Source organism: Cellvibrio sp. (genome assembly GCF_039207905.1).
GTDB lineage: Bacteria > Pseudomonadota > Gammaproteobacteria > Pseudomonadales > Cellvibrionaceae > Cellvibrio.
In genome coordinates this window covers 21388-47595 of sequence record NZ_JBCECX010000021.1, presented here as the reverse complement: position 1 = coordinate 47595, position 26208 = coordinate 21388, and the positions used below count along the sequence as shown (strand labels likewise).

General features: G+C 46.6%; 22 protein-coding genes. 14 read left to right on the top strand and 8 right to left on the bottom strand.

Going from position 1 to position 26208, the window contains the following annotated elements; all coding sequences use genetic code 11:
• Window positions 1-39: 39 nt before the first annotated feature.
• Window positions 40-822 carry an aldolase gene (locus AAGC78_RS13825; protein WP_435784679.1) on the bottom strand — a complete coding sequence of 261 codons (783 nt, stop codon included), beginning with the start codon at window positions 820-822 and terminating at the stop codon, window positions 40-42.
• A 129-nt stretch (window positions 823-951) separates the two neighbouring features.
• Between AAGC78_RS13825 and AAGC78_RS13820 the strand changes: the two genes are divergently transcribed.
• From AAGC78_RS13820 to AAGC78_RS13810, 3 genes are all read left to right on the top strand, one after another.
• On the top strand, window positions 952-2433 hold the full coding sequence (locus AAGC78_RS13820; RefSeq protein WP_435784678.1) for a PLP-dependent aminotransferase family protein: 1482 nt from the start codon (window positions 952-954) through the stop codon (window positions 2431-2433).
• Window positions 2434-2531: 98 nt separating this feature from the next.
• A complete protein-coding gene (locus AAGC78_RS13815; protein ID WP_435784677.1) occupies window positions 2532-3641 on the top strand; it encodes a site-2 protease family protein in 1110 nt (369 codons plus the stop codon).
• A gap of 175 nt (window positions 3642-3816) precedes the next feature.
• The gene (locus tag AAGC78_RS13810) at window positions 3817-6765 is read left to right on the top strand and encodes a TonB-dependent receptor (protein ID WP_435784676.1); all 2949 of its coding nucleotides are present in this window, start codon (window positions 3817-3819) and stop codon (window positions 6763-6765) included.
• A gap of 57 nt (window positions 6766-6822) precedes the next feature.
• Here AAGC78_RS13810 and AAGC78_RS13805 read toward each other — a convergent pair whose 3' ends face one another.
• A complete protein-coding gene (locus AAGC78_RS13805) occupies window positions 6823-7383 on the bottom strand; it encodes a hypothetical protein (protein WP_435784675.1) in 561 nt (186 codons plus the stop codon).
• Window positions 7384-7574: 191 nt separating this feature from the next.
• Window positions 7575-9173: a DUF3300 domain-containing protein gene (locus AAGC78_RS13800; RefSeq protein WP_435784674.1), complete on the bottom strand. Its 1599-nt coding sequence runs from the start codon at window positions 9171-9173 to the stop codon at window positions 7575-7577.
• Window positions 9174-9312: 139 nt separating this feature from the next.
• Here AAGC78_RS13800 and minC point away from each other — a divergent pair, with 139 nt between their 5' ends.
• From minC to AAGC78_RS13760, 8 genes are all read left to right on the top strand, one after another.
• Window positions 9313-10140 (top strand): septum site-determining protein MinC, encoded by an 828-nt coding sequence (gene minC / locus AAGC78_RS13795; protein ID WP_435784673.1) that lies wholly within the window; start codon window positions 9313-9315, stop codon window positions 10138-10140.
• A gap of 97 nt (window positions 10141-10237) precedes the next feature.
• Window positions 10238-11047: a septum site-determining protein MinD gene (gene minD, locus AAGC78_RS13790; protein WP_435784672.1), complete on the top strand. Its 810-nt coding sequence runs from the start codon at window positions 10238-10240 to the stop codon at window positions 11045-11047.
• 3 nt (window positions 11048-11050) lie between these two features.
• On the top strand, window positions 11051-11308 hold the full coding sequence (gene minE, locus AAGC78_RS13785; RefSeq protein WP_435784671.1) for a cell division topological specificity factor MinE: 258 nt from the start codon (window positions 11051-11053) through the stop codon (window positions 11306-11308).
• A gap of 128 nt (window positions 11309-11436) precedes the next feature.
• Entirely contained in the window at window positions 11437-12066 is a 630-nt protein-coding gene (locus AAGC78_RS13780) for a 3'-5' exonuclease (protein ID WP_435784670.1), read from the top strand.
• A 57-nt stretch (window positions 12067-12123) separates the two neighbouring features.
• A complete protein-coding gene (locus AAGC78_RS13775; protein ID WP_435784669.1) occupies window positions 12124-12744 on the top strand; it encodes a YceI family protein in 621 nt (206 codons plus the stop codon).
• A gap of 22 nt (window positions 12745-12766) precedes the next feature.
• Window positions 12767-14308 (top strand): helicase HerA-like domain-containing protein, encoded by a 1542-nt coding sequence (locus AAGC78_RS13770; RefSeq protein WP_435784668.1) that lies wholly within the window; start codon window positions 12767-12769, stop codon window positions 14306-14308.
• 192 nt (window positions 14309-14500) lie between these two features.
• Window positions 14501-16168, top strand: a complete 1668-nt coding sequence (locus AAGC78_RS13765) for a di-heme-cytochrome C peroxidase (RefSeq protein WP_435784667.1) — start codon at window positions 14501-14503, stop codon at window positions 16166-16168.
• Window positions 16169-16224: 56 nt separating this feature from the next.
• On the top strand, window positions 16225-16716 hold the full coding sequence (locus tag AAGC78_RS13760) for a TlpA family protein disulfide reductase (RefSeq protein WP_435784666.1): 492 nt from the start codon (window positions 16225-16227) through the stop codon (window positions 16714-16716).
• A gap of 11 nt (window positions 16717-16727) precedes the next feature.
• On the opposite strand, the gene AAGC78_RS13755 is transcribed toward AAGC78_RS13760, so the two are convergent.
• On the bottom strand, window positions 16728-17285 hold the full coding sequence (locus AAGC78_RS13755) for a M48 metallopeptidase family protein (RefSeq protein ID WP_435784665.1): 558 nt from the start codon (window positions 17283-17285) through the stop codon (window positions 16728-16730).
• A 69-nt stretch (window positions 17286-17354) separates the two neighbouring features.
• Here AAGC78_RS13755 and AAGC78_RS13750 point away from each other — a divergent pair, with 69 nt between their 5' ends.
• From AAGC78_RS13750 to AAGC78_RS13740, 3 genes are all read left to right on the top strand, one after another.
• Window positions 17355-18389 carry a glycosyltransferase gene (locus AAGC78_RS13750; protein ID WP_435784664.1) on the top strand — a complete coding sequence of 345 codons (1035 nt, stop codon included), beginning with the start codon at window positions 17355-17357 and terminating at the stop codon, window positions 18387-18389.
• Between the two features lie 375 nt (window positions 18390-18764).
• Window positions 18765-20222 carry an undecaprenyl-phosphate glucose phosphotransferase gene (locus tag AAGC78_RS13745; RefSeq protein WP_435784663.1) on the top strand — a complete coding sequence of 486 codons (1458 nt, stop codon included), beginning with the start codon at window positions 18765-18767 and terminating at the stop codon, window positions 20220-20222.
• A 3-nt stretch (window positions 20223-20225) separates the two neighbouring features.
• Entirely contained in the window at window positions 20226-21386 is a 1161-nt protein-coding gene (locus AAGC78_RS13740; protein WP_435784662.1) for a hypothetical protein, read from the top strand.
• Here the strand turns inward: AAGC78_RS13740 and AAGC78_RS13735 are convergent.
• The 4 genes from AAGC78_RS13735 to AAGC78_RS13720 all read right to left on the bottom strand — a co-directional run bounded on the left by AAGC78_RS13735 (window position 21350) and on the right by AAGC78_RS13720 (window position 26207).
• Window positions 21350-22591 carry a glycosyltransferase gene (locus AAGC78_RS13735; RefSeq protein WP_435784661.1) on the bottom strand — a complete coding sequence of 414 codons (1242 nt, stop codon included), beginning with the start codon at window positions 22589-22591 and terminating at the stop codon, window positions 21350-21352. The two genes, AAGC78_RS13740 and AAGC78_RS13735, sit on opposite strands and share 37 nt — an antisense overlap.
• A 62-nt stretch (window positions 22592-22653) precedes the next feature.
• Complete coding sequence (locus tag AAGC78_RS13730; RefSeq protein WP_435784660.1) at window positions 22654-24144, bottom strand: lipopolysaccharide biosynthesis protein; 1491 nt, start codon at window positions 24142-24144, stop codon at window positions 22654-22656.
• Window positions 24145-24201: 57 nt separating this feature from the next.
• Window positions 24202-24990, bottom strand: coding sequence for a WecB/TagA/CpsF family glycosyltransferase (locus AAGC78_RS13725; protein WP_435784659.1), 789 nt, complete (start codon window positions 24988-24990; stop codon window positions 24202-24204).
• Entirely contained in the window at window positions 24990-26207 is a 1218-nt protein-coding gene (locus tag AAGC78_RS13720; RefSeq protein ID WP_435784658.1) for a GumK N-terminal domain-containing glycosyltransferase, read from the bottom strand. The genes AAGC78_RS13725 and AAGC78_RS13720 overlap by 1 nt, the downstream gene beginning before the upstream one ends.
• Between the last annotated feature and the right edge of the window lies 1 nt (window position 26208).

Here is a 26208-nt window from a genome sequence, read left to right as displayed (position 1 = left end):
TGTATTGAAGGTTGTATTGAAAAAATGAAATGGATTTAGTTATTGCAAACAATCGCGGTGATTGCGTAATGCACGCCGCGCGTAATACGCGAAAAATGCTTGATGACGTTTTGGGGTTGATGTCCAGTCGTGCGCTTCTCGTGCAAGGTCTTCATCAAGTGGTTGAATATTTCCCGCTGCCATAGCGACTAGTTGCATGCGTGCGGCGCGCTCAAATAAATGTGCGAGTATCAGCGCTTCTTCCACCGTACGGCCAGTCACCAACAAGCCGTGATGCGCGAGAAACAAACAGCGTTTGTTGGCCAATGCCTCGGAAATAATTTGTCCTTCACTGTTGCCTACGGGAATGCCGGGCCATTTTTCAAGAAAGGCGCAATCGTCAAAGAGCGGCGTGGTATCCATGTGTGAAATCACCAGCGGCTGTTCGAGCATGGACAGGGTGGCGACATGAAAAGGGTGGGTGTGGATGATGCAATTTATCTCAGGATAATTGCGGTAGACCCAAGTGTGAAAACGGTTGGCAGGATTGGGCATTCCCGCACCGCTCAGGCGATTCAAATCTTCATCAACTAACAACAAATTGGATGCGGTAATTTCATCAAAGCCGAGACCCAATTGCTGGGTGTAGTAAGTGCCGGGTTGATCAGCACGAGCGGTGATCTGGCCAGCGAGGCCGGAGTCGTGCCCGGCATCAAATAAAATGCGGCAGCTCAGCGCCAGTTTTTCCTGTGTGCTCCAGTTTGGGACTGACAGGAACTGCTCCATTTTTTGCTGCGACTGGAGAATCAATTCGTCTTTGGGGGTATCAAGTGTGCTCGCCATTTCTCTGCTCCTCGGGGTTGACGTAAGGTCTGTTGGCAGTGATAGTGCGAGTTTTTCTGGCCCCCTTAAACATCCAGTTCTAAAAAAGTTATGGGGCCAGCGATGTCTGTGTTTAAGGCGAGGTGGCGAATGTTGCGAAATTGGTATTTGACCCTGGTGCTGGAACGGGCGGCGGGCGTTCCGCTGCATTTGCAGCTGGTGCAGGCGATTATTCAGGAGATCCAACGCGGGCGCTTACTGCCCGGTACCGCCTTACCCGGCAGCCGGACAATCGCAGAGGCTTTAGCCCTTAATCGCAAAACCGTAGTGCAAGCCTACGATGAGTTGTTGGCGCAAGGTTGGATTGAAACTGAAGCAAGGCGCGGTGCATTTGTCTCCACCCGTTTGCCCTTGCAACAGGAGGGCAATGATGATCCCGCTTCAGTGCAACTACCTTCCTCTTTCGCGCGCGCACTGCCCGAAAATAACGCTATGCCCTACGGCGATTTAGCAGCAAATGTCGCCGGTGTTATTCGCTTTAGCGACGGCGTGCCCGATGCGCGCTTGGTGCCGTTTGATGTGTTGTCGCGCGCGTATCGGCACGCGCTGGTTTTCTCCGCGCGCGCGAATCGGCTGGCATACGATGATCCGCGTGGAAACTCATTATTACGCGTTGCGATTGCCGATATGCTGCGCGCTGAGCGCGGTATGGGTGTAACGGAAGCGCAGATTTGTGTGGTGCGCGGCAGTCAGATGGGCATTTATTTAAGTGCGCGTTTACTTGCCGCGAGCGATGGTTGCGTGGTGATGGAAGACCTCAGTTATCCACCTGCGCGCGAAGCTTTTGCATCCTTTGGCATCGCACTGGAATATATTCCGCAAGATAATTCCGGCATGGATTTGGATGCGCTCGCGGCTTTGTGCGCACGACGCAAAGTCAGCGCAATTTACACTACGCCGCATCATCAATTTCCCACAACGGTTATGCTCTCGGTTGAGCGGCGGATTCGATTATTGGAGCTGGCGCGGCAGCATGATTTTGTCATCATTGAAGATGATTATGATCACGAGTTTCATTTCTCCCATAGCCCCATGTTGCCGCTTGCCAGTATGGATACTGACGGCCGGGTAATTCATATTGGCTCCCTTTCCAAAGTGCTCGCGCCGGGTTTGCGGCTGGGTTATATCGCTGCGCCGGAAACGGTAATTAATCGCTGCATGCGCGATATTATTTTGATTGATCGTCAGGGCAATTCGCTCACCGAACTTGCTGTTGCTGAATTGATGCGCACCGGTGAAATAAAACGGCACGTGCGACGCTCACTGAAGATATACAAAGAGCGGCGCGATTACGCAGTAACACGCGTGCGGGAAATGATCCCCTCGGCAGTGTTCACGATTCCACCCGGCGGTTTGGCATTGTGGCTGGAGTTGGATGCGCGTATGGATATGCAACAACTGCAGCGCGATGCATTGGTGCAGGGAGTGGCGATTTTGACGGGACAATTGTTTTCCGGAACTGGCAGCGCAATTCCGGCCTTGCGCCTCGGCTACGCCAGCTTGGATCAACAAGAATTGGATAAAGGACTCGCGGGTTTAGCGCTAGCTATTGAGCAGCAGATAGGCGCTTAGGTGTGTACAATGCCTGCGATATTGGAGCTGTAATTTTTCACCTGTTTTTTTTAATTATCTATTGTTAACAAGTCGCGTTTAAAAAGCGTTGGAGTTTTATGCAAGTATTTTCATTCGATTACGCCGGATATCAATTTATGGTGGGCGTTACGCCTGCGACAGGCGACGAATTTGTTGCGGTAAATGGTGAGACAGTATCAAAGCTGCGCAATTTCAGTCCTATCAGTGAGCACAATATTGATGTGCCCGATTTGGGCGAAGTGAAAATCACTTTTCAATTAAATGTGGCGCTTGCGCAAGTGACTTATCAATTATGGGTTAACGCTGTGCAAGTGCTGGGTGCAGAAGCGCATCTGGTGACCCGCAATGATGACGCGGATGGTGAAAATTCCAGCGCAGAATATTCCGATGCAGTTGCTGCGCCGGTTAATGCTCCGGCGCCATCAAAACCCAATTCCTGGTTGGCGATTGGTTTAATTGCATTCAAATTATTAAAAGCTGTGCAGGTATTCAAAGTTGCTTTACTTGCTGCATCGGTTGCGGTGTACAGCGTGATGTTCACGGTGGAGTTTGCGTTCGCTTTAATTGCGGTGTTGGTCTTCCATGAATACGGCCATTTGCGCGCGATGAAAAAATGCGGCTTGCCGACTAAAGGAATGTATTTGATTCCATTTGTCGGCGGCCTTGCAGTGGGTGACATGCCCAAAACTCGTTGGCAGGATGTGTACATCTCCATGATGGGGCCAGTGTTTGGTTTGATCATGACAGTTGCGTTTTATATTGTTTATTTGATGACCGAAAGCCACTTCGCTGGTTTGGTCGCATCCACCAGCGCATTGTTGAATTTATTTAACTTGATTCCAGTGCATCCGTTAGATGGCGGGCGAGTGGTTAAGTCGTTGGTGTTTTCCGGGCGAAATTATTTGGCGTTAGTGGCGCTGTTGACGATTTCGGCTGCGTGCTTCGTATTTGCGTGGAAGCTCGGATTTTATTTCATCACCTTTTTTATTGTGTTAGGCGTGGTGGATATTTTGGCTAGTTGGCGAGTGGGATTAGCGGAAGATATTCCTCCCTTAAATACCTACGGCATTTGGTTTTCGGTGCTCTGGTACTTGGCTGTAGTAGCAATATTTTTAGGCATGATTATGTTGATTGCGCAAGACGGATTGCCCGGCTCGGAAATCGCAATGAAAGTTTTGGCATCTTAATCAGCAAATTTTATTAATTAACGAAAAAATAAGAGGCTTACCGCAAGGTAAGCCTTTTTTGTTTGTGCAGAATATTGATTTCCTGATCTAGACTTGAATGAGGCTAAACGCCTTGTTGCCTGGTTCAGAACCTTAATAATTAATAAAAGCCAATCGTTAATAAAAGGAAGTACATATGCAGCCTCATCTCCTGAAATTCTCCACAGCAAAAAAACTCCTCGCTTCACTTATTGGTGCGCTGGCACTTACCGCGATAAGTAGCCCGCTCTATGCGCAAATTGGCAGCGCGAGTTTGTCTGGCGTTATTGACTCGCAAGACCAACCCATTGCCGGAGCCACAATAAATCTGGTTAACCTTGCCAACGGCCACAACTACAAAGCAGTGACGCAAAGCACGGGCGGTTATTCATTTACTGGATTACCACCGGGTGTTTATCGGTTAACAATTGCCGGAAAGAAACTGCAAGGCCAGCAGCAAATCAATTTGAAGGTGGGGCAAAAGCGCACGCTGGATATCGACCTCGCCCAAAGTGACCTTGAGCAGCCGGTAGAAGAATTAGTGGTGATCGGTGTGCAGGAGAAAGAAAAAGTCGCGGGAGAGATAGGCACAAGTATTTCGCTGGAGCAAATTGAATCCCTGCCGCAAACGACGCGCAATTTTTTATCCTTTGCTGATTTGGCTCCCGGTGTTCAATTTAATGAAGGGCAGGATGGCAGTACCAGCATTCAAGGTGGTGCGCAAAGCCCGAATGCGATCAATATCTTTATCGATGGTGTAGGACAAAAAAATTATGTACTGCGCGGCGGTGTAACGGGGCAGGATGCAAGCCGCGGCAATCCTTTTCCGCAATCGGCGATTGCTGAGTATAAGGTAATAACCCAAAACTATTCTGCTGAATATGACCAGCTCAGTAGTGCGGCGATTGTGGCGGTAACAGCATCTGGCTCCAACGAATTCCACGGCGGATTTTTTTACGACTACTCCGATGAAGGTATGCGCGAAAAAAATCCTAATGAATTAAAGGAACATAAAAAAGTACCCAGCCAGCAAATCCAATACGGTGTCAATGTGGGTGGGCCGATTATTCAGGATAAATTACATTTCTTCTTTGCTTATGAAGGGAAAAGCAATCGCGACCCGCGCACTGTGATAGTGGGAGCAAATTACGATGTCAGTAAATTGCCTACAAACATACAGAGTCAATTGGGCGGGGTGAGTGCAAGTTTTGAAGAAGACTTGTATTTCGGTAAATTAAGTTACGTCGTTAACGATGAGCAAAAGTTGGAATTGACGGCCAAGTATCGCGATGAAACTGAGCTTACCGGCATAGGTGGCCAGCGCACACTGGATTACGGCACCGATAAAAACAATGAAGAAACCCGTATTGTTTTGAGCCATAACTGGCGTACTGAAAATTGGATTAACGATACCCGTATTACTTACGAGGATTACACCTTTAATCCACGCCCACACACCATGGGTAATGGAACAGTTTTGCTCAATGCGGGTAAAGTGCAAATACTCAGCACGGGCGCAGGGCGTGATTATCAAGAAAAAAGCCAATCCGGTTGGGCGCTGCAAGAAGATTTTACTTACACCGGTATTGCCAATCATCAATTTAAAGCCGGCATTAAATACAAAGCGATTGAATTAACCTCGGTTGAGCAACAGCCCTTTAATCCGCAGTACAGTTACAACGTCGATTATTCATGGACGCAACCTTATATGGTGGAATGGGGCGCGCCGCTCGCAGGCATTGGTGACGGTGCGGTGGTTGCAGATAACAAACAATTGGGAATTTATTTTCAGGATGATTGGGATGCGACTGACCGGTTAACGATTAATGCCGGTTTGCGTTGGGATTATGAAGAGTCAGATGCGTATCTGGATTATAAAACACCGGAATCGGTGGTGACGGCGTTACGCAGTTGGCGCAATCTCGATAATTCGGGTATCGATGTGAATGATTACATCAGCACCGGCAATAATCGCGATAGTTTTAAAGATGCCTGGCAGCCGCGTTTAGGTTTCAGTTACGACCTGGGTACAGAAAATAATTTGGTGTTATTCGGTGGTGCGGGCCGTGCCTATGACCGCAATTTATTTGATAACTTGCAGCTTGAGGTAACCAAAGCCACTTTCCCAACTTATCGCGTGAATTTTGATTCGGAAGATCCGCAAAATAATTGTGATCCGGCGGCGACTAACTGCGTTGCTTGGGACCCAAAATATCTTACCGCTGCAGGTTTGGATGAATTGCTTTACGCCAATACAGGCGCGGGGCGTGAAGTCTATATGGTGAACAATAATCTCAAAACGCCGTACTCCGATCAGTTTAGTTTAGGTGTACGCGGCGATTGGGGCGATTGGAATGCGGAAGTGAGTTTGTCGCATATTAAAAGTGAAGATGGTTTTGTGTGGATGCTCATCAATCGCCGTCCCGATGGCAGCTTTTTTGAACCGGGCAGCACCTGGGGGCAGCCATGGGGATTCAGCATTCCCGGGTTCAGTAATGGTTTGATTGGCATGAATGCGCTGGAATCAAAAGCGGATTCACTTTATATCAAATTGGATAAGCCTAAAGCCGATGATTTTTGGGGCGTGACCCTTGCGTACACCTTTACCGATGCACAAGACCGGCGTAAAGCGGGTGAAGTATTTGCACTGGATTATCCCGATATTGATGACTACGGCTGGCACGATTCAACCTCAGTGCCTGAGCATCGTTTGGTGATTGCAGCCATGTTTGATTTGCCTGCCGGTTTTGATTTTTCGGCGAAATTAAATCTGGAAAGTGCAAAAACCTATCAAGGTACCGATTGCCGCGCTGGCTGGAATCAGTGCGTGTACAGAACATTTAAACCGGAAGATGATGGTTTTCTCGGCTATAAACAATTGGATATTGCACTGAGTAAACAATTCGCTACCGGTATGATCAGCCAGGATTCTTATCTCACGTTACGCGTGGATGTATTGAATGTGACTAATGCAGTGAATCACGGTGGTTATCAGGATTGGTTCGGCGGTGCGAATGAAGATTTACCGGCAAACTTTGGTCAGCCAAACGGAACCTTTAATGGTCCGCCGACCACATTAAAATTAGGCGTGAATTGGACTTGGTAATTAACACAGTACAAATAAAAATCCCCGGTCTGGCCGGGGATTTTTTTGCAATCTATTTTATAAAAACGGATCGTCTTTGTCGGCTGGGAAATAGCGCTCAGCGGTGATCACATCGGCATGAATCCGGTGGGCGAGCAAATCGTCTACATCTTGATTCACGCGATTGATAAGTGGCAACGCCTGGTCGCGATCAAGCGACTCCAATAATGCATTTCCCCAAATTGAAACGTGGCGCAGATAAATGGTGCGGGTATCGGATTTTTTTGCCCATTCGCCCGATACCAAACGGCCAATGCGATCAACTTTGTATCTAATCTCTTTAACCTGGCTTTGGTCATCGACTTGATCGACCAACTCATTGGTCATTTTGATCCAGCCGCGGCGATACAATTCCCAACCGCTGTAGAAGCGCACAATCCAGGTGAGGTATTCATCCTGCGTCTGGATTTTTTTATTGGCTTCATCCGCCTCATAGACTTTCAGGAAGTAGGCGCGTGTCGGCATATCCGCTGGCCATGCATCGGCTTGGCGGACAATCTTATTGCTACTACAGGCGAATAAACTGCTGGCTAATATGGCGATAGCCATCAAGCGGACAAAAGGTGCGGTGTGCTGCATAAACTGGAATTTGCTCTGTGTAATACGGGGTGATTCGTGGAGTGTCGCACGACAATGTTGCAGTAGTATAAAAGCTCGCACGCACAATAGACAGATGGGGAAGGGCTTGTGTGCTTATCGAAAAGTTATAGCCCCAAACCAATTGCTGGTTTGGGGCTATTAAACAAACTTAACACTTGAGGTGATCTTGTCTAGCGTTCACGTCCGCCGCGCAGCTCGCCGCGGTTATCGGAGGTGCGGTTACTGCCGCCTCCGCCCGCACGTTCCATCCGCTCTGACCGATCAATGCGTTCAACGCGCGGCTGTTCCTGACGCTCCACTCGCTGAATTTGTTGGCGATCAACACGCTGCACTGGTTCCGCTGATTGGTTGCGCTGCTCGATCCTTTGAATCATTGGGCGTTCAGTACGATTTTGTTGCTGGACGTTCGGTTGCTCAACTCTTTCAATACGATTGGTGTCGCGTGTGGTTTGCGTCCGTTCTACGCGATTGGTATTGGCGCGATTATCCCAGCTGCGGGTTTCGCTAGGATTCGACTGTATCCGGCGCTCGTTCTGGCGCACATCGACCCGCTGCTCAGTGCGTGGCGTCGTGGTGCGGTTTTGCAAATTGCCTTGCTCACGCCCGTTGCGATTGTTCATCCGCTCGCGCAATTGCTCGGCGCGCGGTTGCTGCACTACCGGCCTATCGTTGCTGACGTTCGCGCTGTTAGTGGTGATTTGCCCGGCTTGGCGACGATCCAACCGTTGTTGGAAATCATCGCGCCCCTGGCGCTGGTCGCGTGCCGCATTTGGCGCTATGCGACTGTTGTTGTGATTGTTGCGATCACCAAGGTAGCCGCCGCGATTGCCGTTGCCATCCAAGCCTGCGCGGTATTGGCGTGAATCGCTATAGCTTTCACGCGGGCTGTGGAAGCGGTCGCGGGTGTTATTGTCGTAATAGGCCACTCCGCGTCTATGTACCGGATTGTGGTGCCAGTGTTTGGCATTGGAGTAGCGCACCACGCTGCGGCTGTCGTAAAAACGGTGGTGATGATGGTGGTCAACTACATACACACGGCGTTGATGCCAATGGGCGCCGCTGAAATAAAAGCGTGGGCCGATATAAACCCGTGGCCCCCAATAAAAGCCGGACACGAAGACATAGCTGCTCGGGTAATGCCAGTAAACCGGTGGATAATCCGCCCACCACCAGTTGCCGTAAACCACGCGGGTGTCGTAAGCGGGTACATAGACAACACGCTCGACGGACGGCTCAATCATGATGATTTTTTCTTCGCGCACTACGCGCACATGCTCGACCTTATCGAGGCTACCTGAGGCATAAGCGCGGTTGCGAAGCTTCTGGATACTATCCATCACCCGCTCTTCACTTGCGAGGAAGGCATCGCCCAATTGCTGGGTCCAATCCAGGTCATCGCTCATACGCTGCAATATGTCAGGGAATGCGACCAGCGCTTTAACGCTCGGGTCCCAGTCCTTGTTGTCTACGGCGTTGACGGCATCGTCACCTTTCAGGCGGGTGTTGTTGCTCGCCCAGCGGTCGGCCTCAACCACTTCCAGCGGGTAGGTCGACGCAATAAGTACGTGGGACAAGACCGTATCCGGGTAGAGCGCGATAGGCGCCAGCAGCGAGTCCAGCTGTGCCTCGCTAAAACTGGCTTGCGCAGCGGTAGTGCTATAGCTGGTTTTATCGACCGCCTGGGTGGTCGTACAACCCACTATTAATGGCAAAAGCAGACTGATCGTTAACGCGATTTTGCCGGGGCGTTGCAGAATCTTGCTAGTCATGATGGTTCTCGCTTGGATGCCGGACATGTCCCTTGAGAGGGCGGATTGGTACTAATGGTTCCTTTATAGGAGCCCGGCGCTTAACCCGAGCTGAACTAGGTGCAGTCTCTCGCTTGACTAATCAAGTGGTGCCCCGATAATGGCGCACTTTTGCGATATTCATCGCAGTGATGTGGGTTATAGAGAGCAGCGCATGATCGATGTGAATTTTCAGTTAAAAGGCAGTGCAGTGACCGTGGTGGTACTGGCGATTGTCCACTATGAACCCAAGAGTTTAGCGGCTGAACTGAAAGAAAAAATCGTCCAGGCACCGCAGTTTTTTAATAACTCGCCCGTGCTGATCAATCTCGATCGTTTGGAAAACCCGGAAAACCTGAAGAAACTCGGGGATTTGCTGACAATTTGCCGTGAACTGGATTTACAACCACTAGGTTTTAGCGGCGTACCTGAGGTATTGTTAGCGGCGGTCAACAAGACCGGTTTAGCCGTATTGCCGACCCCCAGCGAGCGTGCACTCAAGCTCCCTAAACAGGAAGCAGCACCGCGCGCGGTAGAGACTGTCGTAGAGCGGGTGGTTGAGACGGTTGTAGAAACGGTAATCGAAACCGTTATTGAAGAGCGACTGGTGCAGCGCCAGAGCAAAGTGGTGACCCGCCCGGTGCGTTCTGGCCAGCAGATTTATGCTGAAGGCGCTGACCTGATCGTACTGGCGCAAGTCAGCGAAGGTGCGGAGGTTCTCGCTGATGGCCACATACATATTTATGGCACCTTGCGCGGACGCGCATTGGCCGGTGTTAAGGGAGATGAATCTGCCCGCATTTTTTGCCAACAGATGGAAGCTGAATTGGTTTCAATCGCCGGCAATTTTGTGCTGCAGGATTCACTTCCCAAAGAATTATTGAAAAAACCAGTGCAGGTTTCCCTCAATGGCGAAAAAGTCGTTGTCGAAGCGCTGGTGAGTAACTAAATGCTTCAGTAATTAAAAATTTAGCAATTAATTTTCTGCATCCATTTATCAGTTGGATGTGATTTTTCAGACATTGAATATTTAACAGGAGCCTCCCTTGGCCAAGATTATCGTTGTTACATCAGGTAAAGGTGGTGTGGGCAAAACCACATCCAGCGCAGCAATCAGCACTGGCTTGGCGATGCGTGGACACAAAACAGTAGTAATCGATTTTGATGTGGGCCTGCGTAATCTGGATTTGATTATGGGCTGTGAACGCCGCGTGGTTTACGATTTTGTAAACGTTATTAAAGGCGAGTCAACCTTGAACCAGGCGCTGATTAAAGATAAGCGCACTGAAGGTCTTTACATCCTACCTGCTTCACAAACCCGCGATAAAGATGCACTGACACGCGAAGGTGTGGAAGTGGTTATCAACGAACTCGCCAAAGATTTTGAATTTATCGTGTGCGATTCACCTGCCGGTATTGAGCAGGGCGCGTTGATGGCATTGTATTTTGCTGACATCGCCATTGTAGTGACCAACCCGGAAGTGTCGTCAGTGCGTGACTCGGATCGTATCCTCGGTATTTTGCAAAGCAAATCCCGTCGCGCCGAGCAAAACCTGGAACCAATTAAAGAGCATTTGCTGCTGACTCGCTACAACCCTGTACGTGTTGAAGCGGGCGAGATGCTGAGTGTGAATGATGTAGAAGAAATTCTGGCGATTTCACTGCTGGGCGTAATTCCTGAGTCAGAAGCGGTATTGAAAGCATCTAACCAAGGTACACCGGTTATTCTTGATGAAGCTACGCCAGCAGGCCAAGCCTACAACGATGCAGTAGATCGCCTGCTCGGTAAAGAAATACCACATCGCTTCCTTGAAGCGGAAAAGAAAAGTTTCCTGAAGCGTCTGCTGGGGGTGTAAACAGTGAGTATTTTTGATTACCTGCGCAAGAAACGCGCGCCGTCGTCGGCCTCGGTCGCTAAGGAACGTTTGCAAATTATCGTTGCGCACGAGCGCACGAAGCGCAATATAAACCAACCGGATTTTCTGCCGCAAATGCAGCAGGAGATTATCGCGGTCATCCGTAAATACATTCATATTGAATCTGATCAGGTGACTGTCAACCTCGACAATTCCGACAATTGCTCGGTGTTGGAGTTGAATATTACACTGCCGGATTAATCCAGTATGTTGCCAATTGTTTGCGGCAATTGCAGAAAGGGATGCGCTTTAATCAGTGCGTCCCTTTTTTATTAGGTTAATTTTTTGTTCTCTCTTTTTTGTTATTTATGCCACTTGGTCATTGATCTATGAGTCTGGATTTTCACTCTTTCCCCGCGAATAACCTGATTGTGTTCGATTTTGAAACGACCGGGCTGTCGCCAGATATGGGTGACCGCGCGATCGAAATCGGTGCGGTGTTGATTGAAAATGGAAAAATTACCGATCGCTTCCAGCAGATTATGAACCCCGGCATTCGTATTCCATTGTTTATTGAAAACCTCACGGGCATTACCAATGCGATGGTAAAAAGCGCACGCGATAATGCGAGTGTGATGACGGAGTTTTATGAATTCATCGCTGGTCATAATCTGGTTGCACACAATGCCAGCTTTGATGAACGCTTTTTGCGCGCGGAATTTCGGCGCATTAAAAAATATTATTCATCCGGAATTGCCTGCAGCTTGTTGGCCGCGCGTCGGATTTTCCAAAATGCGCCCAATCACCAATTAGCTACTCTGGCGCAGTATAAAAATTTGCCCAGTGACGGGACTTATCACCGGGCGCTAGCGGATGCAGAAGTCACCGCACATTTATGGTTAAGCTTGCTGGATGAATTGCGTGAGCAACATGAATTGAATGAGCCGACTTTCGGATTTATGCATAAGTTAACCAAAACGCCCAAGCATCAATTGCGTAAGCTCTACACACAAAAATAATGCTACGGGTCTGATTGTTCAGATCATGGCTGCCTGATTTAAAGGAGTGAGTTCACGATGTTGCATCACCTGATAAAAATAGTAATGTTCATTGTTATCGGTGTTTGTCTTTCAAGTTGCGGTAGCTTAATTAAACCCAATGTAAAAACCGGTATCGTGCAATTGGAAAAAGGCTCTTATAAGCTGGACCAAGCCCATGTGGCCGTGCTGTTCAAAATAAATCATATGGGGCTATCTACTTTCGTGGGACGCTTTAATAAAGTGGATGCCAGCCTTGAATTTGACCCTGCCAATATTGCTGCTGCTAAATTATCTGCTGTTATTGATATGGCTAGTATCGATGCAAATAATCCCGATTTGGAAGAGACGTTGCGTGGAAGCAGTTGGCTCGATGCAGACAAATATCCGCAAGCTTTTTTTAAAACCACCAGCGTTAGTGTGATAGACCAAAATTCCGCTGTGTTTACCGGTGAATTAACCTTGCATGGCGTTACTGCACCTGTCGATTTAACGGTGACTTTTAACGGCGGCGCTAACAATATGCTCACCGGCTTCTATACTTTAGGTTTTTCTGCCACTACTACATTTAGTCGCTCTGCGTTCGGGATTGATTATTTGGTCCCCGCCATTGGCGATCAGATTGCAATTGAAGTATTTGCTGAATTCCAGCAGCAATAGCCTCATTTTTTCAGGAGTTTTTATGACCTCTCACTTTCTTATTGGCGGTAATGGCTCTCAATCCGCGCACTTGAATTTGCGCATGGCGAACCGCCATGGCCTGATTGCGGGCGCAACCGGTACCGGTAAAACCGTAAGTTTGCAGGTGTTGGCTGAGGGCTTCGCCAAAGCGGGCGTGCCGGTGTTTATGGCTGATATTAAAGGCGATTTATCGGGTCTCGCTAAAGCAGGGAAACCGCATCCGAAAGTGGACGAGCGTGTCCAGTTGATGAATATAACCGACTACCAACAGCGATTATTTCCCTGCGTGTTTTGGGATCTGTACGCAAAAAAAGGTCATCCGGTACGCGCCACCATTTCTGATTTTGGTCCGTTACTGCTCGCCAATTTTTTCGATCTAAACGAAACACAAACTGGCGTACTTTATGCTGCATTTAAAATTGCCGATGACCAAGGCATGTTGATGTTGGATTTGAAAGACTTGCAGGCCATGCTTAGCTGGATGAAGGACGAGCGCAAGTCCCTGGAAGATCAATATGGCGGTATTAGTGAAGCAAGTATTGCTGCTATCCAGCGCCGGTTGATGATGTTGGAACAAGATGGTGCAGACGAATTTTTTGGTGAACCAGCGCTGGATTTGAATCACCTTATGCAGGTCACGCTAGAAGGAACCGGTGTAGTCAATATTCTGGATGCGACCACTTTGGTCAACCAACCAAAGCTCTACGCAATATTTTTACTCTGGCTGATTTCAGAGTTGTTTGAGAATTTGCCTGAGCAAGGCGACGCGGATAAACCGAAATTGGTTTTCTTTTTTGACGAAGCGCATTTGCTATTTAATGGTGCACCAAAATTGTTGGTGGACAAAATTGAACAGGTGGTGCGTTTAATTCGCTCTAAAGGTGTGGGTATTTATTTTATCTCCCAAAGCCCGGCTGACATTCCTGATACGGTACTCGGCCAATTGGGAAATCGTATACAGCATGCGTTGCGTGCTTACACACCTAAAGATCAGCAGGCAGTAAAAATCGCAGCACAAACCTTCCGCCCCAATCCTGCTTTTTCGACAGAAGCGGTGATTACCGAATTGGGAATTGGCGAGGCGTTGGTTTCCGTGCTGGACGAAAAGGGTTCTCCCACACCGGTTGAGCGCGTAATGATTGCACCTCCGGGGTCGCGCATTGGTCCGCTGACGGATGAAGAGCGCACGGAAGTGATGTCTCGCTCCCCCTACAAGGCTATCTACAGTCAGGTTGTGGATCGTGAATCAGCTTACGAGATTTTAAAAGGACGCGTTGCACAGCAAGCACAAACGCAGCAGCAAGAAAAAATCCAGGAACAGCTACGCGCAGAGCAAGAGCGTATTTTTAAACAGCAACAAAAAGATCAGGAACGTATCGCCAAAGAGCAGGCGCGGGCGCAACAGCAAACTGCACGCACTGGTGCGAAACGCGATACTGCAGTTGATGCTTTTGCTAAAAGTGCTGCACGTGCGATAGGCAGTAACCTTGGGCGGCAGATCGTGCGCGGCATCCTTGGTTCGTTATTGGGTGGGCGGCGTTAGTTGCTGTAATAACGAATCCAAATTCTTAGGCTATAGTCATTAGTATTCTGTTTCTGGATGAGCAGTTCCAGATAATTAACTTCAAGAGGTTTCTTAAAAAACGCAAGGAAATATACAGCTAGAGCGTATGTAATATTGGCTATCACTGAAAAAGGATCTCGAGTGATAGTCCATTAATGTTGAGGATGCAACATGACCAATATTACGCCACGTTGGCTATTAGTAAAAAAAGTTCCACAGTTGTCTTTGTTAATCCTGGGTGCAATGTGTGCAAGTGGGAGCTTATCCACACATGCAGTAGCGCCGTCGTTGCAGGACACCGTTTATTTGCAACAGGGATGGGATCATAAAACCCGCCAAGCTATTTCATTTACCTCCTTCGGTTCACGCATTATTCCCTACGATTGGTTTATCGCTTTGGAGCAAGCAGATAGCTCTGCGTTATTTCGCGATACATCACACATGGCTGCTTTGGGGTTTATTGTTACCTCTCCCGATGAATTCAATCCAGATGGTTTGCCCGTTGGTATTGTTCGTGATGCCGATAAAAAAAATGGCGATTATGTTGGCTTAACCTGCGCGGCTTGCCATACCGGGCAAGTTAAAATTAATGGCAAACGCATTCGTATTGACGGTGGTCAAGCGTTAATTGATTTCACCGGATTCGAAAATGCTTTGCTTGCATCCCTGAAGGCAACAGTCGTGAACGATGATAAGTACTCACGTTTTGCACAGCAGGTTATTGCCGCGGCACCCACATCGGGACTCACTCCTGAACTATTAAAAACACAGGTCAAGAGCCGGATTGCAGAATTGGAAAAGCATTATGCAGTGAATGCTACTGATGTTGCGTATGGTCATGGCAGGCTCGATGCTTTTGGGCAAATATTTAATGCCATCGCTGTTGAGGCGCTCGGTATTCCAGAAAATATTCATTCACCCAATGCACCGACCAGTTATCCAGTGTTATGGGATGCGTCGCATTTAAATGTCGTACAGTGGAATGCGTCTGCACCTAACAAAGAACCTGGTCCACTTTTTCAGAATGCTATTACTGCTCTTGCCGTTTATGGCACCGTGACTGTCCCTAAAAAAAAGCTCACCTATCAATCTTCGATTCGCATTAATAACCTGGGCGATATCCAAAGAGATTTTTATCAATTATCTGCGCCCCGGTGGCCGGCAGATATTGCAGATGAATTGGATGCAACAAAAATGGCGAAAGGAAAAATTCTTTATGATCAACATTGTCTTGAGTGTCACACGCTTGTTGACCCTGCAGATAAAAAACGCAAATTAACGGCTGTACTCACTCACTATAAAGAGGTGGGGACAGATCCATTAATGGTTGAGAACTTTATCAACCATAAAGTAAAAAGTGGTGTGCTTGAAGGTGACAAGTCAATGGTGTTGTTCGGCGATAAACTTCCCGCAGAAACTTCACCATTGGATCTGGTAACTCACACTGCCGCAGGTGCTTTACTCAATCAGCCTTGGCAAACCATTAAAGCCATCTTTAAAGAATATCGCTCTAATGAAGCTCCGCCAGAGCAAACTATCTACAACAGTTACAAGGCTCGTCCGATAAATGGCATTTGGGCGTCCGCGCCTTATCTGCATAATGGATCTGTGCCAACTATTTATGATTTGCTCTTGCCTGCTGCGCAACGTCCGGTTTCATTTTATGTCGGTAATATTGAATTGGATTTGGTTAAAGTAGGGCATATTTCCAGTGAAGCTCCAAATACCAGCTTCTTTGATACCAGTTTGCGTGGAAACTCCAATGCGGGACATGAATACGGAACTCAACTGAATGAGGAGGAACGTTGGGATTTGGTTGAGTATGTAAAAAGTTTGTGATCAGTTAATATGGTGGATGGATACTTTTAATAATTTAATTCAAGGAGTAAGTTGCAATGAGAACAGTATTAGCTGCTTTATGTTTTTTGTGTTCCATCGTTGTGTATGCAGAGCCCTACAATGTTGGTGATATTCCCCATGATTTAGTTGGGAAAACCATTGATGGAGCAGAGGTTCGTGTTTCTGACTTTAAAGGCAAGGTTGTCATAGTGTCGTTTTGGGCGTCATGGTGTGGGCCTTGTATGAAAGAATTGCCCATTCTTGGTGGCATCCAGAAAAGTGCTACACCTGAGAAACTACAGGTTATCTCAATCAATTATGGTGAAAGCCGAAAACTGTTTAGAAAAATAGCGGATGCCCTTTCAGACACCCAGATGAAGCTGGTGTCTGATGTTAACAAGAAGACAGGGAGGAAATACGGTGTTGAAGGAATTCCTCACATGGTCATTATTGATGCTTATGGCAACGTTGCCGCAGTGCATATTGGATATGGCGAATCGCAACTGCCGGCACTGATTGATGAAATTAACGAAATCGCCCGTAGATAAATGTTTCTGTTTCAATAGATCCCACCAAACAATTCGATCTGTGTTAAATACAAGCGCAGATCGAATTCGTACTGATGATAATTCGGTTCCATGTGACGGCATAGCTGGTAAAAGGCTTTGTTGTGTTCTTTTTCTTTAAAGTGGGCGAGTTCGTGCACCACTATCATCTTCAGAAACGCCTCCGGTGCATTACGGAATACGCTGGCGATTTTTATCTCGTTAACCGTTTTTAGTTTTCCGCCTTGTACCCGGCTGATGTAGTGGTGCTGGCCGAGGGCATGTTGAATAACTTTAATTTTGCTGTCGTATCCAACCTTACTCAGCGGTTGGGTTTTCCCCATATAGGCGCTTTTCAATTCCTGCGTGTACTGGTAGAGAGCATTATCGGTTCGTACGTCATGGGTTTTGGGGTAGCGTTTAAGCAGTAGCTCAGCTAAGCGCCCTTCATCTATAACTTGCTGAACCTGATGAAGGGTCTCGTTTGAATAACCGTTTAAATATTTAAGCTGAGGCATAGCAAATAAGTAGGAGTTGTTGGTGTTGAGGATTATAGCGACTCTATGACTCACGCCACAAAGTTCAGTTAGTTGGGCGCTTGTTGTGGGCTTTTTGGCCTGGAACGTGCTTAAGGAAGGGCAATGAGTGAATGGGTATGGAGATGGTATATGAAGTTTAGGATCTACTTCTCAAAAACCGGCTTCGGTTTGAGAAAGGACGCAAGGATATTAAGTGACGCTTTAACGCATTTTGGCTATCAGGCAGAAATAGTCGAAATGCCATCAAGTGAAGTGAGGTTTGGCGGCATTAGAGGAATGCTGATCAAAATTCTCAAAGCCTTCAATGTTCTTTTTTTCTACAGATCAGTTCAGGACATCTTGTTTCGCGAAAAAGATACGGTCGGAATTCATCTGGAATCTATCTTCTACGAAAATCTTTACAGGTCTGAGCACCACATTGTTATTCCTAATCAGGAATGGTTTGAGGTGTCTCACGTGCAGTTGCTGCCTTATATAAAAGAAGTGTGGGCGAAAACAAAATTTGCGCAGGAAATATATGCACAATACAAACGACCAGTTCGCTACATAGGTTTCTGTTCGGTTTTAGAGAGCTATGACGCCAGTGTTACTAAACGCAGGGATTATTTTTTCTCGCGTACGGGCATGAGCGAATATCGTGGCGCTAAAAATATAATAGATGTTTGGGCTCGCCATCCAGAGTGGCCGCCATTAAAAATAGTAATTCATCCATCAAAGCGTCCTTTAGTCAAACCGGATAATGTCGAATTTTTAGACATATTTCCTCGCGTCGAAGATTTCGTACAGTTTGCTTCCAGTTCACTCTTTCATATTTATGCAACCGAGACCGAAGGTTTTGGTCACTCGATATTGGAAGCAATGGGATACGGCTCGGTAGTAATGGTTACTGATGCGCCACCAATGAATGAAATTGCGAATGAGTCCTGCGCTTTGATGTTGACAGCGGAATATTCTGGGCAAAAAAGCATTGCACCACGCTTTGCTGTTGTACCTGCAGCGTTAGAAGCAGCGGTAGAAAATGCAATGAAAATGGATGAAGAATCCATCAAGAGGATTTCGTCTGCTGCACAGCAGCGCATGCAGGATTTCAAACAGGATTTTTACAGTAGCTTGGGTAGTGCAGTTAAAAACCTATAGCTGCTGCATTTATTGCTGAGTGTCTTTTTTGCCGTTTTTTGTGGCTTAGAAACAGCATTACCAATTGCTTATATTCTTTTTGGCTGAAGCTCCCTGTTAATGGTTATGAATCCTTTTGGGGAGTGTTTGCTTTAAATTGGGGCGATAAAAGTTCGATTAAAACTCGTACTTGTAGGTTCCTTCACTTATCTGTCGCTCTAAATTACTTTTATTTATTTTGTAATTTTTTTTTTGAACTTTTACTCAAAAAAATAAATAAAAATTACAGTACTTATTTTCTGGCCTGAAAAGTGCTTTGTATCACCGCGAGAGTGTAGTGAAGTAACAAATATCGTTGCAATATTACACGACGTAGTAACTTGCATGGAGGTAGTAATGAGTAATCCATCTGTTGAGGGGTCGGCGGTTAGTCCCGTTACCTTATCCAATGAACCACCAGTGGTTCGTTTTCACCATTCCAAAATTCTTGCATTATTCCGCGCAGTGGATAGCGCTCTTATTGTAGGTATGCTCTGGGTCGCACTTAATCTTTTAGGGCTGGAGTGGAGTAATATTTACACTGCCTTTGCAATTAGTGCCGTTATTATTTTTGGATTCTTCGCCGAGAGTAATGAGGTTTATTATTTGTGGCGTGGACACTCGATGTATGACTTGGGAATTCGCCTCTTCCTTGCATGGTTTGCCACCATTCCGTTTATGGTTTTGGCCGTTGTATTAACCTATCCATTCGCCAGCTTAGGATTTTTGGCGATTAGTAGTTGGTTAGTTGCAACGCCAGTTGTAATGATTGCAATGCATATTGGGCGTCGCATTTTGCTTGCGAAATTACGCTCCAATCCTGCTGAGCCACGTCGTGTTGCGATTGTTGGTGCCAATGATCTCGGATTGCGTTTAATTAATTCAATGTCCGTAATGCCGTGGTTGGGTTACAAAGTAATCGGGTTCTATGATGACCGTGCACCCAATAATGATGTAAGCCGCCGTTTGTTCGGTCAGAACATCGAAGTTAAAGGTGGCTTGGAGCAGTTGTATCAGGACTCCCACGATGGAAAATTAGACATTGTATTTGTAGCCTTACCAATGCGCGCAGAATTGCGTATGCACTCGGTTATTGACCGTCTTGCGGATACCACCGTATCTCCTTATGTAATCCCGGATGTATTCAGTTTCGACTTATTACATTCTCGCTTAACCTGCTTGCAGGGTATCCCTGCGTTAAGTATTTACGATTCGCCATTGGTGGATAACGGCAGTGCAAAACGTTTGGAAGATTTGGTTTTAGGTTTGGGGATTCTCAGTGTTCTAGCTATCCCTATGATGTTGATTGCACTTGGTGTTAAGTTGACATCATCTGGTCCGGTATTTTTCAAACAAACTCGTTATGGTATGGGTGGTGAACGTATCAAAGTTTGGAAATTCCGTTCAATGACAGTATGTGAGGATGGCCCTAACGTTGCACAAGCAAAACGTGAAGATCCACGGATTACCCCTTACGGCAATTTTTTGCGTCGCACTTCCTTGGATGAATTACCACAACTGTTTAATGTGATCTCCGGTAGTATGTCGTTGGTTGGCCCGCGTCCACATGCGGTCGCACACAACGAGTTTTATCGCGGACAGATTAAGGGTTATATGCTGCGTCATAAGGTTAAACCAGGCATCACCGGTTTGGCGCAAGTGAATGGCTTCCGTGGCGAAACCGAGACGCTTGATAAAATGTCCGGCCGTATTGCTTACGATCTTGAATATATCCGTAACTGGTCGGTAATACTGGACATTAAAATTTTGTGGAAAACTATCTTTAAAGGATTTGTTGGACAACAGGCTTATTGATTGATGAGAAGATTGGCGGGATATTTAACGGGCATTCTGGTCGGTAGTTCGGGTTTGAGTTTACCTGTATTGGCTCAACAAACCGATCAGAGTGCTTTAGCATTTTCGGCAGGCGCTCAGCACACCTACGATAGTAATTTTCTGCGGTCACCGGAGGAAGTTGAAGAACAAATTACCCGTGCCGGTGCGGGTATTCGGTTTAATAAGCAAATCTCTGCACAAAAAATTGCCCTGAGCGTTAATGCGAGTCAATACCGCTACAACGAACGCGAAGATTTGAATGGCTCATCCATCGAAGGAAAGGCGTCATGGCGGAGCCAGTTTACATCCAACTTTAGTACCCAATTAGATTTTTTACGCGAGGAAACTCCAGTTGATCGATTGGAGTTTACAGGGAAAGATCTTGTCGCCAGAGAGGATGCCAATGCCCGATTATCGCTTGGTGATGCCAAGCGTTTTGGCTTAATTATTGGTGTGCATCAAATGGATAATACCCACTCAAACGATGAGCGGGCGAGCATGGACTTTCAGGATCAGGATTTTTTTTCCGAGATTCGCTATCGTTTTGCTTCATCCTGGGTAGGGCTACGTTATCGCGAGGGTGATCGTAGTTACGAAATGCCCAGTCCTATTTTGGGCGATTTGGATTTTGACTACCGCCAAGTGGAATTGGAAACCGAATGGACGCTAACACCAAAAACCAAATTAACCGGTTTGGTGGGGTATTTTGATCGGGCAGCTAAATCCGAAGCCGCAAACGGTAATGATGGTGAGGGTTCGCTTGCTAGCCTCAATTTGGAATGGGCAATTACAGACAAGCTAATCAGTGAGCTGACATATCGTTTCAATCAGCCAGCAATTGGCGAAACATCCGATGCTCCATCTGAAGTAAGCGATACTGCACTTACATTTCAATGGCAATTTTCTCCCAAAGTTAAAATCGGTTTTGGTGGGAGTTATGCTGAGTTGGACTATGAAGAAAGTGCAGTGGTGACAGAGCGAATAGAGCGCAACATTACTGTTACGCCGCTTCTCATATCCTGGTCATATTCTGAGGCAATTTTATTGCGTTTGAGTAGTCAATGGGTTGATCGTCAGTCACCTATTTATGAGCGTGATTACGAAGGTTATTCGGCTACGTTGGGATTAGCTGTCCAGTTCTGATTTGTTTCTTTTGATCCTTCGCCATCCACCAATTTTTTCAGCGCGTGTTGATACTTATTAGTATCAATGCAACTTTGCATCTGCTTGGCACAGATGTGTTTTTTCTGAAGAAGCAATTCTCGCTTCTGATAAATCTGCTTCAGGATCTGAGTTGTCTGTTGGACATCTGCATCTGCCCATGTAGCATTTTCAAAACCTTGAAATTCAGGGTGGCTCGATTCGACTTTGATCGGTTTAAACTGCACCAGAAAACTATTTTCTTCAGTGCAAAAATCCATATTGCCTGACCAGGCTGTTACTAGTGTTGGTGTATCCAGCAACATGGCTTCTGCGATAGTCAAACCAAATCCTTCCGAGCGATGTAGTGAAGCATAAAGATCAGAGCTTTCTATCAGGCCAAGTACATCTTCACGGCTCCAGTGTTCATCAACCAATCGAATGTTTGGATAAGCTTGTATTGCTTTTAACAGGTTTTGCTTCTCTGGTGTGTTGGAACCAGCGTTAGCTTTTAGCACAAGATAGGCATCATCAGTTGCGTTAAACGCTTGTGTGAACGCGGTAATCAAACCCATGGGGTTCTTGCGTTCCATCGCACTGCCAAAACTAAAAATATTGGAGACTAAAAATGCTTGCGCAGGAATATTGAGACGGTCTCGTATACCTTGGGACGTTGCGCTGCGTGTAACTGGATGCGTGGCTGTTAACACGGGAATGCTGGTGTAATTTTTAATTGCTTTGGTGGTGAAGTTCGACGGCGTAAAAATCGCATTCATATAGCGTATGGCTTTGATCCATTCTGCTGGTATGGTTTCCAGCTCCCACGCCCAGTAGCCGATGTTGTAGGTCTTTTTAAAATTGGATAGACCCATTTGTAAAATGACCGGTGGTAGCATTGGCGGGTTGAGATGGTAAATACGGCAATTTATTTCTGTGCCTGCAGTCGTATCATGCCACTGCCAATTTATCTCTTGTGGTTTGCGAAAAAAGGATTCTACGCTGGTGCATTTAACGCGATATCCATCTGCTGCCAATTGTTGTGCGCAAAGGCGAGCTGATTCCCCAATACCTGAAATACTCTGAAAAAAACCAATGACCTCAATACATAAGTCTTTTTCATTGGGTAAAACCGTTGCACTCTTGGGGATAACCCGCTGTAATAGTTGCGCGCGAAAATAACGGTATAGCTGGCGTATCTGTTGTTTCATTACATTGTCCGGTTTTACAGATTTCAGTGTTACTAGTAGCGTGATGCAAAAAATATTTCAGATCAGTTTAGGCGAAACCAACCTTGCAGGCGCAACAGTAAAGGTGAAAATTTAGCAGGTGCAATACTTAAGCCTTCTTGCAGGAAATTTTTGGTTTCCTTTCTGAATACCAATAGCCCTAATAATAAGTAGGCTAAACCACCCGTTGCACACACCAATACAATTTGTAATGTGCTTGGTAAAGATGCGGGTAGTTCATGCTTAAGTAGCATGCATATTCCAAGCATAATTCCGGATGCCAGATAACTTGGCCAAAGTGCATTGACGATTGCTAACAAGCGGCAACCAAACACTTTATAGAATATAAGCAAGCTGACGACGCCTGTGATGTAACTTACCGCAATGTAAGCAAGTGCTGCGTATTGAAGCCCGTGTGGGATTGCCAGATAACCTATCCCCAATGTAATCAACAGCGTCGATATTGTGCTAAACATTACCCAGCTGGATTTTTTTTGCGAGGTGAGCGCGGCATTGACTTGCAAGCGAACCACGAGTGGTGTTGAACCTATCGCAAGCAAGCTCATGAGTGAGCCACTAGCGCTCCACTTTTCGCCAAAAACCAATTCGATAAACTCTGCTGCTATAGCTGCCGTGCCAAAAAATATTGGGACTATAACAAAACAGCTCATACGCATGATGCGCAGAGTTGCCTCACCACAAGCTAAATTATCTTTTAGTCGCGATAAGGCAGGAAATACCGTCTGCTCCATTGGCCGGATAATAATGTCTTGCAAGATAAAAAGTGCGCGCCCGGCGATGCGATAAATACCTAAGGCGACTGGTCCGAGAATGATCCCTACCATAAATTCCAAAAGCGTATTGCATAGGGTGTAAATCAAGTTTGCCAGCATCATGGGGGCTGAAAAACCCAAGGCTTCGCGCGCAAGCGAAAATGAAAAATGCAAACGCGGCCACCAGTGTGCGCTTATAAGAGTGACAGCGGTGATTAACACTTGTCCGGTAAGTTGTTGAGCAACCAGTGCCCAAACACCGTAACCTTGCAGGGCGAGAGTGACGCCCACAACACCAGAAATACTGCTGGCCAGAATGCTGCGCAATGCTATTACTTTAAATAAAAATTCGCGGCGCAACTTTCCTTCATGAACAACTTTGAATGCTTCTATGAGGAAGATGACGGAGAGAACTTGCAGTATCTCAACAGCAGCAGGGTCATAAAAGTCATGCGTGAGTTTTGCTCCCACTGTGACTACTAATGCAGTGAAGATAATTCCATAGAGCAAATTTAAGTAGAAGCAGGTTGATGAATAATTGTCATCCCAGTCTTTACGTTGTACGACAGCAATGGTAATGCCGCCGTTGATCACAATTTTTCCTAACTCTACAACGAGGATGGCGAATACCACCAAGCCAATTTCATTTGGGGATAAAATGCGCGAGATAATAATAAAAACAAGAAAACTCACCAGACTCATTCCGCTGGCTGCAAGGCTCATCCAAGCTGTACTACTACTTAGCTGACGTTTCAAACTCATAAATAACCCGGTGGACAATGCAAAAAATTAACGGTGGAATAGTAGCGAATTGAGTAATTAACTATTGTCTACTGGTTGATTGGTGGCCGTACCAAGGGTTTTCCCTTGCTGCATGCACAAACGTAAGAATACGGCTATGTCCAGCGTGTAGCGGCGCAATAAACGCGATGGCTCAAGGCATAAACGATAAAACCATTCGAGTCGCAATTTCTGCACGAATGCCGGTGCTCGGGCCTTATCGCCTGCAAGAAAATCAAAGAGTGCACCAACACCCATTAGTACTCTCGCATTCAGTTGATGGCGATTGCGCAGAATCCACTCTTCCTGGTACGGATTGCCCATCGCAATTAATACTACGTTTGCGTTTGATGAATTGATCGCATCAATAAGTTCGCTGGTGTTTTTCGCTTCGTCATAACCATTGCGCACACCGACAACATTGACTTGATATTCTGCACGCAAACGATCTGCTGCCCGTTGTGCAATGCCCGGTTTGGAGCCCATTAAAAACACGCGCGCTTCAGTGCCAAGGCTTTGCAGGAACAGTGGCGAAAAATCCGTGCCATTCAAATTTTCAATAAACGTTTTTCTGTGGATGAGCCAAGTCGCTATGTCGATCCCAATACCATCATTAACGATGATGGTATTTGCATCCGACATAACATCTTTGTACGCCTGACATTTCACAATGAAATTGGTGTTCGCAAAAAAAAGCGCGATTTGATGTTGCTGCATTTTTTTATGCAGCAATGGTAAGAGCGCGGTGCTGGTGGTTCGTAAAATAGGAAAGCCACCGAGCGGGATTACCTCATCATTAGTATTTTTTCCTGGAGGGATAGTTGCCATTATGCAAAAACCTCAGTGTCGCTGAATTTTTTTGGCGCCAACATACGTTCGGTCACCTGGCTCCAATCTAGTACTGTGCGTTTTGGGAGTGGGGCTTGCGGATTTAATGCTCGCGAAATGGCGAGGGCTATAGATTCCTCATTGCCAATATCGTAGCCAAAACGGGTTGGGTAATCGGCTGCAATAAAATGCGGGCAAATGGCAGGCAACCCAAAAAATTCGTATTGCGTTAGCTTGAGGGAGGTATCGCGCAAGTAAGCAGGTAAGTTAACGCTGGAGTAGGGTGCGATTCCCAAAGTGGCGTGCTTGATGTAGGGCAAGGTTTTATCGAACGGCATTTCGCCATACACAGTTACGTTATCACCGTATTCGTGATGGCGCGGCTGGCAAGAGCCGATAATGTGAAAATGAATATGCGGAAAACGACGCGATGCGAGCACAAAAAAGTCGGGATCAAATAACATTGAGCCAACCGATACTGCATGTATACCCTCGCCGTAGGGTGAAGGATTTGCCTTTTCATTTACTGAGTGATCAATCCCCTGTGGCACAAAGGCGAGATTATGGGTAGATGGAATTTTTTCGGCGAGTGCTTTCGACGGTAACACAATGGTATCTATGTCTTTTGCGATACGGTCAAAGGTTTTGCTGATATAGGTGGCCGCATCAATGGTATCAAGTGCATCTGATGCGCGATAAAGTACTTTCGCTTTTGGGTTTAATTTTTTGATCAAATCGAAAAAAATAGGCGCAACACCGCTCTCTAAAATAATAACGTCTGAATCGCGAATCCAATCGCGCAGCACACTGTTAAATCCGTAGCCATACAGATGGTACATCAAGGATTCAAATGGGCGAATGCGAATAGGGTGAATCAGCGTCTTCCACAAATAACATTCCACGCCTTGGTAAAACACAATTTTGTTGGCCTGGTCGTCCAACGATAGACGCGGGTCGTGTTTATAACGTGAGAGAAAACTGTAGCGCAGTGAGAAAAAACGAGTGGTCCCCAATTTGGCTAACTCGCTGGCAACAAAATGCATTCCTGCTTTGCGTGGTGAGCGGAAATCATGTGCAGAGAGCAGTAGATATTTTTGTTTTGATGCAGGAGTGTGCGTAGCGGTTGCATCACTCTGATCAACTGTCGCTGAGTAATTCGCTGCAAATTCCGTTGCGAGCGAGTTTTGAGTTGTACTGAGTACATTGGGTGCTGACATG